The organism is Acinetobacter nectaris CIP 110549, assembly GCF_000488215.1.
Taxonomy (GTDB): Bacteria; Pseudomonadota; Gammaproteobacteria; order Pseudomonadales; family Moraxellaceae; genus Acinetobacter; species Acinetobacter nectaris.
The window spans coordinates 1,224,242-1,238,732 of the sequence record NZ_KI530712.1; the positions used below are offsets into that span (position 1 = coordinate 1,224,242).

The window sequence follows — 14,491 nt, forward strand, 5'->3', positions numbered from 1 at the left end:
CTTATGTTTAATGTCGGGATTTCTGAACTTCTCGTCTTTTCTATCATTGCCATTGTCATTCTTGGCCCAGATAAACTGCCTCAAGCAATTCGTTTTGCAAGCCAATGGTATAGCAAAGGAAAGCGCTTCGTTGGCAATATTCAAAATGATATCGACCGCGAACTACGTCTATCTGAGCTGAAAGAGCAAATGGATAAAGAAATGCAACGCATTGCTGAACTAGAGCAAAAAATGCAGGCGCAAATGCAAGAAATAGATCAAAGCATAAAATCTAGCAACATGTTAAAAGATAAAGTTACTACCTTTGTCCCACTAGAAAACATTTGCTATGTCTATAGAACAGATTATCAGTTTATAACAGCACCTATACCCTCCCCACCTCAATTAAAGATCGCGGTATGACAACGGCACGAGAATCTACAGAAAATCAATTACCTCCTCTTGAGGAAATGCCCATTCAAAAGCATTTGGTTGTTTTAAGAAAGCATCTACTCAAAATTATTATTGCGCTTGTTGGGTTATTTCTATGTTTATTGCCTTTTGCAAATCAAACATATCAACTGTTATCTAAGCCACTTCGCGCACAGCTTCCTGCAAGCTCATCCATGATTGCAACAGATGTGGCTGCTACATTTTTAGCGCCATTTAAGCTCAATTTATTTGTGTCTTTAATGCTTATCATGCCATTTATTCTGTACCAAATTTGGACATTTATACGCCCTGCTTTATACGATAAAGAAAGAAACCTCACATTTCCGCTTATGGCAGGAAGTATTAGCCTATTTTATTCAGGCATTGCTTTCGCTTACTTTATTGTATTGCCTTCAATCTTACATTTTTTCATTAGTGTTGCACCTGAAAGTGTTGCACCAATGACTGATATCAACAGCTATTTAACATTTTGTTTGAAACTATTCTTAGTATTTGGACTTACTTTTGAAATTCCAATTATTACATTACTTCTGATTTTAGCAGGTATTGTGACTACCGAAAGCCTCGTACAAAAACGACGTTTTATTATTGTCGGCTGTTTTTTTGTTGCCATGTTTGCAACTCCACCCGATGCAATATCAATGATTATGCTTGCTGTTCCTATGTGGCTTCTTTTTGAAATAGGTCTTTTCATTGGAAAAATGCTTGAGAAAAGCAAATCATAATTTCATAGTTTTGTCACAAATCTGTCAGATAGGTTTCACAACAAACCTATAGATTATAGAAACTTTAAATATTTTTATATAATCTATAGGATTTTAGCATGACCGAGCAGACGCCATATCATGAAGAGCAAGAGTTAGATAATAACACCTCTGCAAACACACATTTTAATGATATTTTGGATCAATACATCTCTCGTCGTGATCTTATAAAAAGAACTACCAATGGTGCACTTGCTCTAGCTCTTGCAAGCACAGTAACAGGCTATGCAAATGCACAATCAAGTACAGTACAAAAAAGTACATCACCTACAGCAAAACGTCCAGAAAAGCTGACTTTCCAACCTGTTGCAAAAAATACACTTGATATTGTTACCGTACCTGAAGGATACCAAGTCAATGTTCTATACAAACTTGGTGACTCAATTAATCCAGCCTACGCAGATTGGGATGACAATAGTATTCCATCAGGCCCAAGCTTCCAATTCCGCTCAGGCGACTGCCACGATGGTATGCACTACTTCGGTTTAAACAGTAAAACCAAGCATATGGATGACAATATATCCTCTGAAGGTTTATTGGTCATGAACCATGAGTATATTAACCCAACATTTTTACATCCAAAGGGCCCAACTAAAGTAAATGGTCATCGTCCTGAAGATGAAGTCATTCGTGAAACAAATGTTCATGGTGTCTCTATTATTCATATTAAAAAAGACCCAAAAACACAGCATGTTTCTGTATTAAAAGATTCAGTTTTTAACAGACGTATTACTGCAACCACGCCTATGGATTTTTCAGGCCCTGCAAAAGGCTCATCACTTTTATCTACGCTTTTCTCACCAAAAGGCTTGCAAACTCGTGGCACACATAACAACTGTGGCAATGGATATACACCTTGGGGAACATATCTCACAACTGAAGAAAACTTCATTGGTTACTTCCAACGCGATGCAAAAGATGATGAACAACGCCAACCGCATGAAGTTGCTGCGCTCAAACGCTACGGCCTGAAGGCAGGATCAAGCTCAAAATATGAGTGGGATACAGCCATTGGACAAATCCAATCACAAGACTTATATGACCGTTGGAAAGCGAATGTAACTGCGTCAAATTCAAATCAAGATTATCGTAATGGGCCAAATACCTTTGGTTGGATGGTTGAAATAGACCCATTTAACATTAAGCACAACCCTGTAAAACGTACAGCAATGGGCCGTTTTGCACATGAAGATAGTGCTTGTCGTGTTGTAGATGGTGCACCTCTTGCCTTTTATATGGGTGATGATTCAAGAGGCGAATATATTTATAAATTTGTTTCTGATGCAAAATGGAACCCTAAAGATACCAACGCAGGCTACAAGGCTGGAGACAAGTATCTAGACAAAGGAACACTTTATGTTGCTAAGTTTAATCAAGATGGTTCAGGACAATGGATTGAACTGACATATGGTAAAAATGGTTTAGATATTACAAATAAACGCTACCCTTTCAGTAGCCAAGCCGATGTTGTGACATTTGCACGTTTAGCAGCAGACAGTGTTGGTGCTACCAAAATGGATCGCCCTGAATGGTGTACGGTTCACCCTGAAAATGGCGAAGTGTATGTCACACTTACCAACAACTCAAATCGTGGTATCGACTATCCAACAGATGCAGCTAATCCACGAAGCTATGAAGACCTTTATGCAGGTAAAAAGCTTCAAAAAGGCAATGTAAATGGTCATATCATTCGCTTTAAAGAGAAAAATGATCAAACTACAGATACAGAATTTCAGTGGGATATTTACTTGTTTGGTGCAGAAGCAGGCATGGCTTCAAACATCAACTTATCTGGTTTAACAGATAACAATGACTTTTCAAGTCCTGATGGCATGGCATTTGATTCACGTGGTATCTTATGGCTTGAAACAGATGACAGTGCTTATACAGATGTCACGAACTGTATGATGCTTGCAGCCATTCCAGGTCATGTCGGTGATGGTACAAAAGCCGTCTCTTCAAATGGTCAAGAAACCATTGTTGGCGCTAAAATTAATGATGACAATTTACGTCGTTTCTTGGTTGGACCTAAAGAGTGTGAAATTACAGGTATTGCAATGACACCTGACAACAAAGCAATCTTTGTAAATATTCAACATCCGGGTGAAGAGTCAGCAAGCTTTGATAAGCCAAGCAGTCACTGGCCTGCAACGCAAGCAGATCCATCAAATAGTACAGCAAGACCTCGGTCTGCAACAATTGTGATTACGCGCAAAGACGGTGGTCTCATCGCAGGCGAGTAACTTGTAATTTATAAAAATAAAAGCTGGCCTAAAATTGGGTCAGCTTTTTTTATGACTTGAATACTGGTTAAATAGCATTCATTTTACACATTGAAAATACAACACTTTTAAGAATGTTCAGATAGAATCTTTTAAATTATAAATGAAAAGGATTATCCATGCTGACCTACCCCAATATTAACCCTATTGCGCTCGAGCTCGGGCCATTAAAAGTTCATTGGTATGGCATCATGTACTTACTTGCGTTTTTATGTGCATGGGGACTTGCAACTTACCGAAGCAAACAGCGCACAGATTGGAGCTCTGAAATGATTTCAGACCTGATCTTTTACGGCGCGCTTGGTGTCGTGGTTGGTGGTCGTATTGGATATGTACTTTTTTATGAGTTTGACCAATTCATTGCCAATCCATTATGGCTTTTCCAAGTTTGGACAGGCGGTATGAGTTTTCATGGCGGTTTTATTGGTGTCATGATCGCAATGATTCTATGGTGTCACAAATACAAAAAAACATGGTTTCAAACCATGGACTTCATTGCACCCTGTGTACCAACAGGCTTAATGTTTGGTCGAATTGGTAACTTTATTGGCGGTGAATTATACGGTCGTGCTGTCACTGACCCAAACTACCCATTTGGGATGATTTTTCCAACAGACCCGCTTCATTTGGTAAGACATCCATCACAAATTTATCAAGCATTTTGTGAAGGCTTACTACTATTTATTATTTTATGGTGGTTTAGTGCAAAACCACGTCCAAGAATGGCGGTATCTGCTCTATTTCTAATTGGTTATGGTTTTGCCCGCTTCGCAATGGAATTCTTTAGAGAACCTGATGCAGACCAAGGCTACATCTTATTTGGATGGATGACCAAAGGACAAATGCTATCATTCCCAATGATTATTGCAGGTATATTACTCATGGTTATTGCCTACAAACGTAAAATTTACGATTGGGGTCCAAACAGAAAAATTCACTAGACAAAAGCAAGGGAGCAAATGCTCCCACTTTATGCTAAAATACACAAAATTTTATTACTTTACTTGCTATGCTTGAATTTTGGTTTAATCATACTATTCCAACATATCGTAAGTTATTTTTTCTTACTACAGCAATAATACTTGCATATATCTTCTATCAATTTTCCCCTATGCCTTACCCATTAATTACACTTTTTATAGGTGCAGGCATTATTTTTCTGATTTGTCGCTTTTGTAAAACATACATTACAAGTAATAACCCTAAAAATCTTCTTTATAGAGTCTTTACATGGATTCCTCTCGCATTCTTATGTGCAGTTATTTTTACACATGCTACTCAGAACCTACTTGATTGGGGCATACAAGGTATACTACAGATGATTATCACGATCTGTGTTTTCTCACCCCAAGCTTTATTTCAAAAAAAATAGATCTAATATCATGCTTTCACTTTGGTATTCTAAAAAATGTACTCGGCAGACTAAATTTATTATTACAATTTTCGTCTGCGCAACTATCCTACTTTTGCAATCGGTTGTTGAACTGTCACCGCTTTGGATTGCTATTAGTGTTGCTGTCGGTTTAGCAATGCACTTCTATATAACACATCATGAAAAAATGAAATTATCTGAACATTTAGTTTGGTTACCAATTATTGCCACAATGTTTTCATTTTTCTACTTAAATACTCATACATCATTGTTCTTACTCGGGCAAATCTTTTTGTTCTGCTTTTTAGGCTTTTCACTTGCGTCTATTTACATGAACCGACAACCTAGAAATCCGTCTTAAAAGCAAACCTAATATTAAACAATGGCTTCATTTGATATAAACTGCAAGGTTTGCAAAACTTCATCCACACTCCCAAATACTTTGGGTCGCATGATAGGAATACTATGAAAACGTATCTTAATTTAATCCAACATATCTTAGATAACGGTGGTGATAAAGGTGACCGTACAGGCACTGGTACTCGCTCAGTATTTGGACATCAGATGCGTTTTGACTTATCAAAAGGATTTCCTCTACTTACAACTAAAAAAGTTCATTTTAGATCTATTGTTATCGAACTTTTATGGTTTCTCAAAGGAGATACCAATGTTAAATATCTACAAGACAATAAAGTAAGTATTTGGGATGAATGGTCAACTGCTGAACAAACTGCGCGCTTTCATCGCCCAGCAGGAGAACTGGGGCCTGTTTACGGCCACCAATGGCGAAACTTTGGTGCAACACAAAAAGAAGATGGTAGCTATGCTCAAAATGGATTTGACCAAATCCAATGGCTCATTAACGAAATTAAAACCAATCCAAACTCCCGTCGTCTCATTGTTTCAGGTTGGAACCCATTAGAAGCAAATAAAGTCGCGCTCCCACCTTGTCATACGATGTTCCAGTTTTTTGTACATAATGGAAAACTGTCTTGCCAACTTTATCAACGCAGTGCAGATGTCTTCTTAGGTGTACCTTTTAACATTGCAAGTTATGCCTTACTCACACATATGGTTGCACAAGTATGTCACTTAGAGGTAGGAGATTTTATTTGGACAGGTGGAGATACTCACCTATACACCAATCATTTTGAGCAAGCAAAAGAACAACTCTCTCGTGAACCACTTGAGTTATGTCAGCTACATCTTAATCCAACAGTTACCAATATTTTTGACTTTACATTCGAAGATATCGAGATTAAAAATTATCAATCACATCCTGCAATTAAAGCACCGGTGGCTGTATGAGTTTTAAAAATATTGAAATTGTACATGTTGTTGCAATGGATCGTAATCAATGTATTGGCAAAAATAATGATCTGCCTTGGCATCTTCCAGCCGATCTCAAACACTTTAAAGAGATCACCCAAGGTGGTGTAATTATTATGGGACGTAAGACCTTAGAGTCTATGGGAAGAGCTCTACCCAAACGTATGAATTGGGTCATTACACGCGATGCCTCTTGGCAGTTCGACGGTGTAAAAACCGCCTCTTCAATAGAGGAAGCTTTAGAAAATTCTTTAGATGATGTGGAAAATAGTACTCAACCCTCTAAAGTCTTTATTATCGGTGGTGGTGAAATATTCACACAAACGATTAATATTGCTGACTGCTTAGAGCTGACCCATATAGACCTCGCTGTCGAAAATGGCAATGCCTACTACCCAAACATTCCAAACGAATTTCATAAAGTCTCTAGTTCAGAGCATTATGATGAAACCAATAACATCCATTTTGAGTTTGCAACCTATAGAAAATAAAGACGAAGTGGATAAATAATAATGATAAAAAAAGAAAATTTATTCAGCACACTTTCAGCCCTAAGCTTAGGGCTGATTCATTTCTTATTTAGCCTTACAGTTTGTATATTTGGTATATGGCTCATTTTTGCATTATGGGTTCATAAGCCATTAGGACGATTCTTTACTCCTTGTATCATCGCTGTATGGATCATCTTTTCTTTAAGTATCATTGGTATTTACTTTTCAGAGCTATTCTTTAGCCGAAAAGTAGATATTGCTATTTTTCTTATTGGTGTACTGCTTAGTCTATTATGGTATTTCAACATTACTCCCCAACAAAATAGACAATGGGCACCTGAGGTTTCTCGTTTACTCAGTTATTCTCAACATGGCAATCTTGTCACTTTAAATAATGTTAGAAATTTTAAATGGCATCAAGATAAAAGCTATGAAATACATTGGGAAACGCGTACATTTGACTTAAGCCAAATTACAGGGGTAAATATTATTACATCGTATTGGATGGGGCCTCAAATTGCACACACTCTAGTCAGCTTTAACTTTGAAAACCAACGCCCTATTGTATTTTCTATTGAAATTAGAAAAGAAGCCAATGAAAATTTTTCTGCAATAGGTGGTTTTTTTCGTCAGTTCGAGCTTAGTCTAGTTGCCTCAGATGAAAAAGATATTTTATATACCCGAAGTAACATCCGAAAAGAAAAAGTTTTTTTCTTTCCTATTCGTATGCAAAAGCAAGAAATGCGTAACTTATTTGAAGAATACTTAATAACTGCTGATCAACTTAAAAAGACACCCCAGTGGTACAACACACTTACAAGTAACTGTACAACTATCGTTTTTGATATGGTACAAGCGGTTAACCCTCACGAGCTTCCTAAAGATTATCGTATTTTACTTTCAGGTTATTTACCCAATTATTTATATGATACTGGTGCGTTGGATCGGCGTTGGAGTATTAAAGAATGGTATGAGCATGCTTACATCAACCCACGTACACAAGATTTTTCACAGTTTAAAGATCAAAGTAGCGAGCATTTTTCTCACCTTATTCGGCAAGGTCTTCCCCAAGCAACATCCTCTTAATATCAATAATTTTCGCTAAAAGTAACTTTTATCGTGCGTTTTTACACAAATTTAATCAATGCTTAATCCATTTCAGGAATAGTTAAACAATATTTAATTATCACTATAATTAAGTATTACTTTAATATACGCATGTATAATCGACCGAATGGAATTTAAACATGAAATTGGTTTGCTATTGTGCTGATGATTTTGCCATGAATGCTGAAATCAACCATGCAATTCTTAACTTACTTCGTCAGCAAGTCCTACACGCAACCTCATGTATGACACAATCTCCTTACTGGTTTCATGATGCCCATGAATTATTATCTATAGATCATCCTATTGAAATAGGTCTTCACCTAAATTTTACTCATGACTTTAAAACAGAAGATGTCACTTATAATTTAAATGAACTTATTGCCAAAGCTTGGGGACGCTCGTTAGACCCAAATAAAATTAAAGAAAGTATTGCTCATCAATGGCAACGTTTTATACAAGCAACAGGAAAAGCACCTGATTTTGTTGATGGGCATCAGCATGTTCATCAATTTCCTGTTATTCGTGAAATTCTACTCGATTTTTTAAAAGAACAAAATTTCAAAGGTTGGGTCAGAAGTTTAGACAAACCTCTTTATATTCATGGTTATAAAATAAAAACAGGCTTATTACATTTACTTGGTGCAAAGAAATTCCAACATCTTTGCCATAAAAACCAAATTTTCACCAATACTTATTTCGCAGGCGTATACGATTTTTCTCCAAATGTAGACTATGCAACACTGAACCGTGAATGGTTAAAAAAAGCAGAACAGAAAACCCTCATCATGTGTCATCCAGCAATTGAGCAAGTCATTCATCATGACCCAATTCATACCGCAAGAGTTAATGAATACAATTACCTTAAATCCAAGCAATTTCTAGAAGATTGCCAAACTTTTAATATTCAGCTAAACCCGATCGGAGCAGTATAAATAATGAGCCGAGAAAAACCATTTCTATCTTGCATCGTGCCCGCTTTCAATGAAAGTGAAAACTTGCAAAAGTTTATTCCTGCGCTCGCAACCACGCTTGAAGAACAACAGATTGATTATGAGATTCTTGTTGTTGATGATGGTAGTAAAGACAATACTATTGCTGTCCTTACACCTATGCTTGACCAGTACCCTTTACGTGTTCTAGAACTTTCTCGTAACTTTGGCAAAGAGGCTGCGCTCAGTGCGGGTATAAATCATGTCAAAAATAATCTGACTTTATTTATCGATGCAGATTTTCAACACCCATTAGATGCTATACCCACCATGATTTCTTTGTGGGAAGGCGGCTATGATATGGTTTACGGTATCCGTAACCGTAGCACTGAATCTCCGCTTAAAAAGTTTCTTACCAATGCCTACTATAAGTTTTTAAACTTTAGCTCTGATATTGAAATTCCTGAAAATGCAGGTGACTTCCGACTATTAGATGGCAAAGTCATTACAGCACTTCAAGCTTTACCCGAAAAAAATCGCTACATGAAAGGATTATTTGCATGGGTTGGCTTCAAATCAATTGGCGTGCACTTCTCTGAACTCGAGCGTCAAAGTGGGAAAACTAACTTTAATGTCAAAGCATTATTTAATTTAACACTTGCAGGCTTAACAGGCTTTTCTAATCTTCCTTTAAGACTATGTATGGGTTTTGGTGCTCTTTTAGCTCTTTGTTCTATGGGTTATGGCATTTGGATTATTATAGAAACGATATTTACAGGTATTGATGTTCCAGGTTGGGCAACGCTCATCGTTGCAATTAGCCTATTAGGTGGAATTCAATTGCTCTTTTTAGGTATCGTTGGTGAATATATTAGCCGAATTTATACCGAAACCAAAAGTCGTCCTCAGTATATTATTGCTCAAGAGCATACACACCAGTCATAACCTTAATTTATTATGTTCGAATTTATTAGATTTTGTTGTATTGGTCTATGTGCTGCAGCCACACACTATGCCATTGCACTTACATTATATCAGCATTACAACAAACCGCTCAGTCTGAGTAATTTAATTGCATTTTGTATCGCGCTTTGGGTTAGCTATTTTGGGCATAAACTATTTACCTTTCGCACCGCTTCTGAGCACACTTCTCATACTTTTTTAAAATTTGTTATTGTTGCTTCTTTAGGTTTTCTCTTTAATGAAGGTTTTTTACTCCTAAGCCACAAATTTTTTGCAACGCTTCCTATTCAAATACTCATTGCAACTGCGATTATTTTTACAGCAGTGCTTACTTTTTTTCTAAATAAGTTTTTTACTTTTAAGACTATGGAATGATTCAACATGCATCCATTTTTTAAATCTTCCAAAATTCTTTTGTGGTTTTTATCAGTTTGGCTTTTCATCATGTCTACTATCCGCCCAATGTCTGTTCCAGATGAAGGGCGATATGCTGATATCAGTCGTCGTATGATGGAAACAGGAGATTGGCTAATTCCCCGTCTCAATGATTTACCATTTATGCATAAGCCACCTCTGCTCCACTGGCTAACAGCATGTTTAATGGAGCTATTTGGCCCACACCTTTGGGTCGCTCGCCTAGTACCCACACTATCTGGTATTGCACTCATGTGTGGGTTATTCATTTTTACCAAGAAATATTTAAATGAACGTATTGCTCAAATTGTAGCAACTATTTGTGCAACCAATTTACTTGTATTTGGCAGTGCCCAATATGTCAACCATGATCTACTTGTGGCGACTTGGATTAGCTTAACTGTATTGTGTTTTGTAGATTTTATTCTTTCTCACAATAAAAGAATCTTATTTTTGGGTTATGTTTTTTGTGCCTTAGGTTTTTTAAGTAAAGGCCTCATTGGTTTACTTATTCCCGGAATGATTATTTTACCTTGGATGCTTTACATCAAAGAATGGAAAAAAATTCCATCGGTTCTCCACCCACTCGGGCTACTTATTTTTGCATGTATCGCATTACCTTGGGTTATTAATGTTCAAATGCATGATGCAAATTTTGTAAACTACTTTTTTATTGAACAACAATTTAGCCGATTTAACTCAGGTGAATTCAACAATAAACAGCCATGGTTTTTTTATGCACTTATCGTATTGGTTAGCTTTTTCCCTGTAATGCTCATAAATCGCTTTAGTTTCTCTAAAGCTGCGCTCAGTATTATTCCTAAACCAATACTCAGTTTACTAATCTGGTGGAGCTGTTCAGTTCTGGTCTTTTTCTCAATTCCACCTTCAAAACTCGCTGGCTATATTCTGCCAATTATGGCACCACTCATTATTTTAATAGCTTCATATACAGCGTATAACCTAGAAAACTTGAAAAGAAACAAATTACAAGTTTATGCACTCCCTGTACTGTTATTTACTTGTTTTTGTGCTTTAGTTATTTTTTCTTTAACTAAAAAGCATATTCCGTTTATTCAAACACAACAGACAGCGATATGGTTAACAACAGCCATTTTAGCAGGAGTATTAGTTTTACTTATTGCAAGTTACCGTAGACATAAGCTCAGCTTTTTACACTATAGTTTTGGCTGTTTACTCCTTTTATGTACTACCGTGACTTTTGCTGTAAATTTCTTAGATATGAAGTCCAATCGTGATCAATTAAATTTTTCTCAATACATTCAAACTAACCAAAAAATTGTATTTTATCGGTTTTATTTTTACGATCTTCCATTTTTACTAGACCTAAAGTCTCCTACTTATGTTGTTAATGATTGGAAAGAGGTAAATACAGACAGTTCAGCATTAGAGTTAAAAGATGGATTATTATTTGATCCTGATAAAAAGCAATATTTATGGGATGAAAGCGCGTTCCAACAACAGCTTCTAAGCAACCAAAAACTCATGATCTTTGCTAAACCGGGTAGCCTTAAAATTCCTGCAAGTGTTAAAAACTGTCGTGTGCTATCATTTAGAAACTACGACATTTACTTAATTAATGAATAAATAGACCTAAGGGAGTAAATCATTTACTCCCTTTTTTTGATAAAAATAAATCACATCATGCCCATTTCCATTTCATTTTAAAGTTTATATGATAACCATTAGACTATTATTGAAAGAAGGTTTCTCATGCAACAAGCATTGTTTGGCGGTGGTTGCTTTTGGTGTATTGAAGCGGTTGTACTTGAGCTAAAAGGTGTCATAAAGGTAGAAAATGGCTATGCTGGTGGCACTACAACCAACCCTACTTATGAAGCAGTATGTGGAGGAACAACCGAGCATGCTGAAGTTGTATATATTGAATATGATGAAAGCCAAATTACATACCAAGACCTACTCAATGTATTCTTTGGTATGCACGACCCAACCACACTCAACCGTCAAGGCAATGATATTGGTACACAATATCGTTCTGTCATTTTTTATTATGATCTTGAACAAAAACGCATTGCTCAAAATATGATAGATGAGCTTAAAGCAGATGGTATTGATGTCGTTACACAGCTCGTAGCTACTCCTACTTTTTATAAAGCAGAAGAATATCATCAAAACTTTTACGCTAAGAATCCTGAACAAGGTTTTTGTAACTTCTCAATTCCGCCGAAATTGCTAAAGCTTCGTAAAAAGTTTCAAAATCTAATGAAATAAAAAAAGACTGGCATAGCCAGTCTTTTTTCTTAATGCTCACTTACAAAGGAGATATCACTTAAACCTGCCTCACTTGCGCGAGACATTACCTGTGCAACTGTATCATAGCGAGACTCTTTATCTGCACGAAGTTGGACAGTTGGTTTTTGTTCAGCAGTACCCGCTTCTTGAAAACGTTTTGCTAACTCATCCAAAGAAATCATTTGGTCATTCCAAGCAACTTCTCCTTTGGCATCAATACTGACAGTAATTGCTTTTGGCGGCGGAGTTGTTATTTCCGCTGTCGTTTTGGGTAAAGTCAGCGGAATTGATGGATTTGCGACAGTCGCTGTAACTAAGAAAATGATCATCAATACCAGCATAATATCGATAAGTGGAATGAGGTTCATCTCATTCATACCAGAATCTTGATCTTCACCCAATTGAAAAGCCATTATGCCTGACCTCCAGTTTGTTTTGATGATATTTGATTTTCTGACAACAACATCGTATCAATAAGTAAATGATGTGCTTTATCTTGTAAACCATGTGATAGCGAACGATTTGCACGTAAGCAGATGTTATAAGCAAGTACCGCAGGAATTGCAACTGCAAGCCCTAAACCAGTCATAATGAGTGACTCACCCACAGGGGTTGCAACCTGTGCAAGTCCAGCTTGTCCACTGCTACCGACAGCAACAAGTGCATGAAAAATACCCCAAACAGTACCAAATAGACCAACAAACGGCGCAAGAGATGCGATTGTGCCTAGTACAGGTACACCTTTTTCAGCAGCAGATTTTTGCTCTGAAATTTCACGCAATAATGCTTGCTCAGCAACGGCTTTACGCTGATCTAAATCTAAATGCAAAAACTTTGTTTTAAAGGATGCAAGTGACTGCTCTAATTTTGTAAGCGCATGCTGTTTTAATTGACGTGTACCTAATAAACGTACAATAAACAATGTCCATGTAATAATAGACATCGTGAGTAGAATAAAGTAAAGCGTTTTACTTACTGCATCTGCACTTTGCCAGTAAACTGAAAAGTTCATTCTTGGATTTCCTAATTTTAAGTTAGCCGTAATTTTGAATTAAGTTAAATCAAATGGTTGTTGCGCTTTAATTGGGTAAGCAACGCCATTTTCCATATATGGTTTAAATTTCGCACCACGTACCGCACGTAAGATTTTTTCATCTAACGCAGGTACACCACTACTTTTCACCACACTTACACTGACAATTTTCCCTTTCTCATCCGCCTCAATTAAAACAACAATTGAACGAGGTTCACCTTTTAAATCGCTTGGCTCATAAGAAGGCTTAGGTGAGCGGCTCCACTGCACGCCACTGCCACCAATCGTCACATCTTTTGCTGTCTTCTCTGTAGGTTCAGCAGATACAGGTGGTGCTGGAGGTGTAGGCGCAGGTTTCGGTGCTGGTTCAGGTGTAGGCTCAGGTTGTGGTTTTGTTTCTACATGCGTCACAACAGGTGGAACAGGTACAGGCTGTGGTTTTTCAACTTGCTGCACAACTTTCTTCGGCTCTTCAGCCTTTTTCACATGCTGAATCTTTTCCACTTTTTTTGGTGGTGGTGGCAAATCTTTAACAATCTTTACCTCTTTCACTTCTTTCTTTGGCTTTGGTTTTTCCTTAGGCTCAGGTGGAAGAGGTTTAGGTGGTTGTTGAATCTTAACAAAGTGAACTTGCATTGGCTCTTTATGAATTGGCTTAAGCTCAGGTTTTTTCATCTGACCTAAAGCCAATAAAACACCAATGTGCCCTATAACTACTGCCGTAACAGCAATAATCACTTTTTTCTTCATATTATCAGGAGGAGGGTTCGCATTTAGTACGGAAGAATGACTCATAGCACAATGATGACCTTAGGCATACAACATGATTTATCATAGATATAACAATATTGTATGATTCAAATTAGAGAGTAGTTCCCATTATAATAAATGAGAATAGTTTTTATTTGCAACCTCTTTTAAAAAATCTGTATTTTCCAAAAAGTTACGCCAACTTATAAAATATATCTAAATGTATAGTTATAACATAACAAAAAAGATTATATATTCATATAATTATTGTAAATAGTTTTCAATTACTATTTTTTATAAAGCATATCCTAAGTCAAGGATATGCTTATTTCAAATGCTTATTTTTTA

The 14,491-nt window shown here is 36.7% G+C and carries 16 protein-coding genes; 13 read left to right on the forward strand and 3 right to left on the reverse strand.

The window, feature by feature from the left end; genetic code table 11:
* The first annotated feature begins 3 nt into the window (after positions 1-3).
* From tatB to msrA, 13 genes are all read left to right on the forward strand, one after another.
* Positions 4-402 (forward strand): Sec-independent protein translocase protein TatB, encoded by a 399-nt coding sequence (gene tatB / locus P256_RS13105; protein ID WP_023272800.1) that lies wholly within the window; start codon positions 4-6, stop codon positions 400-402.
* The gene (gene tatC / locus P256_RS06015) at positions 399-1,157 is read left to right on the forward strand and encodes a twin-arginine translocase subunit TatC (protein ID WP_023272801.1); all 759 of its coding nucleotides are present in this window, start codon (positions 399-401) and stop codon (positions 1,155-1,157) included. Before tatB ends, tatC begins: the two co-directional genes overlap by 4 nt.
* Positions 1,158-1,255: 98 nt before the next feature.
* Positions 1,256-3,439, forward strand: coding sequence for a PhoX family protein (locus P256_RS06020; protein WP_023272802.1), 2,184 nt, complete (start codon positions 1,256-1,258; stop codon positions 3,437-3,439).
* A 158-nt stretch (positions 3,440-3,597) separates the two neighbouring features.
* Positions 3,598-4,419, forward strand: coding sequence for a prolipoprotein diacylglyceryl transferase (gene lgt / locus P256_RS06025; protein WP_023272803.1), 822 nt, complete (start codon positions 3,598-3,600; stop codon positions 4,417-4,419).
* Between the two features lie 441 nt (positions 4,420-4,860).
* Positions 4,861-5,211: a hypothetical protein gene (locus P256_RS06035; protein WP_023272805.1), complete on the forward strand. Its 351-nt coding sequence runs from the start codon at positions 4,861-4,863 to the stop codon at positions 5,209-5,211.
* Positions 5,212-5,315: 104 nt separating this feature from the next.
* Positions 5,316-6,158 (forward strand): thymidylate synthase, encoded by an 843-nt coding sequence (thyA, locus tag P256_RS06040; RefSeq protein ID WP_023272806.1) that lies wholly within the window; start codon positions 5,316-5,318, stop codon positions 6,156-6,158.
* Positions 6,155-6,670 (forward strand): dihydrofolate reductase, encoded by a 516-nt coding sequence (locus P256_RS06045; protein ID WP_023272807.1) that lies wholly within the window; start codon positions 6,155-6,157, stop codon positions 6,668-6,670. The genes thyA and P256_RS06045 overlap by 4 nt, the downstream gene beginning before the upstream one ends.
* Before the next feature lie 21 nt (positions 6,671-6,691).
* Positions 6,692-7,756, forward strand: coding sequence for a lipoprotein N-acyltransferase Lnb domain-containing protein (locus P256_RS06050; RefSeq protein WP_023272808.1), 1,065 nt, complete (start codon positions 6,692-6,694; stop codon positions 7,754-7,756).
* A gap of 161 nt (positions 7,757-7,917) precedes the next feature.
* Entirely contained in the window at positions 7,918-8,712 is a 795-nt protein-coding gene (locus P256_RS06055; protein ID WP_023272809.1) for a ChbG/HpnK family deacetylase, read from the forward strand.
* Positions 8,713-8,715: 3 nt separating this feature from the next.
* Positions 8,716-9,654 (forward strand): glycosyltransferase family 2 protein, encoded by a 939-nt coding sequence (locus P256_RS06060; protein ID WP_023272810.1) that lies wholly within the window; start codon positions 8,716-8,718, stop codon positions 9,652-9,654.
* 12 nt (positions 9,655-9,666) lie between these two features.
* Positions 9,667-10,047, forward strand: a complete 381-nt coding sequence (locus tag P256_RS06065) for a GtrA family protein (protein ID WP_023272811.1) — start codon at positions 9,667-9,669, stop codon at positions 10,045-10,047.
* A gap of 6 nt (positions 10,048-10,053) precedes the next feature.
* Positions 10,054-11,694 carry an ArnT family glycosyltransferase gene (locus tag P256_RS06070; RefSeq protein ID WP_023272812.1) on the forward strand — a complete coding sequence of 547 codons (1,641 nt, stop codon included), beginning with the start codon at positions 10,054-10,056 and terminating at the stop codon, positions 11,692-11,694.
* Positions 11,695-11,820: 126 nt separating this feature from the next.
* On the forward strand, positions 11,821-12,339 hold the full coding sequence (gene msrA, locus P256_RS06075; protein ID WP_023272813.1) for a peptide-methionine (S)-S-oxide reductase MsrA: 519 nt from the start codon (positions 11,821-11,823) through the stop codon (positions 12,337-12,339).
* A 29-nt stretch (positions 12,340-12,368) separates the two neighbouring features.
* Here the strand turns inward: msrA and P256_RS06080 are convergent, their stop codons facing one another.
* Genes P256_RS06080 through P256_RS06090 form a run of 3 tightly spaced genes read right to left on the reverse strand, consistent with a single transcriptional unit; the run spans position 12,369 to position 14,188 of the window.
* The gene (locus P256_RS06080; RefSeq protein ID WP_023272814.1) at positions 12,369-12,773 is read right to left on the reverse strand and encodes an ExbD/TolR family protein; all 405 of its coding nucleotides are present in this window, start codon (positions 12,771-12,773) and stop codon (positions 12,369-12,371) included.
* On the reverse strand, positions 12,773-13,372 hold the full coding sequence (locus tag P256_RS06085; RefSeq protein ID WP_023272815.1) for a MotA/TolQ/ExbB proton channel family protein: 600 nt from the start codon (positions 13,370-13,372) through the stop codon (positions 12,773-12,775). The genes P256_RS06080 and P256_RS06085 overlap by 1 nt, the downstream gene beginning before the upstream one ends.
* 39 nt (positions 13,373-13,411) lie before the next feature.
* Positions 13,412-14,188 carry a TonB family protein gene (locus tag P256_RS06090; RefSeq protein ID WP_023272816.1) on the reverse strand — a complete coding sequence of 259 codons (777 nt, stop codon included), beginning with the start codon at positions 14,186-14,188 and terminating at the stop codon, positions 13,412-13,414.
* Positions 14,189-14,491: the final 303 nt, after the last annotated feature.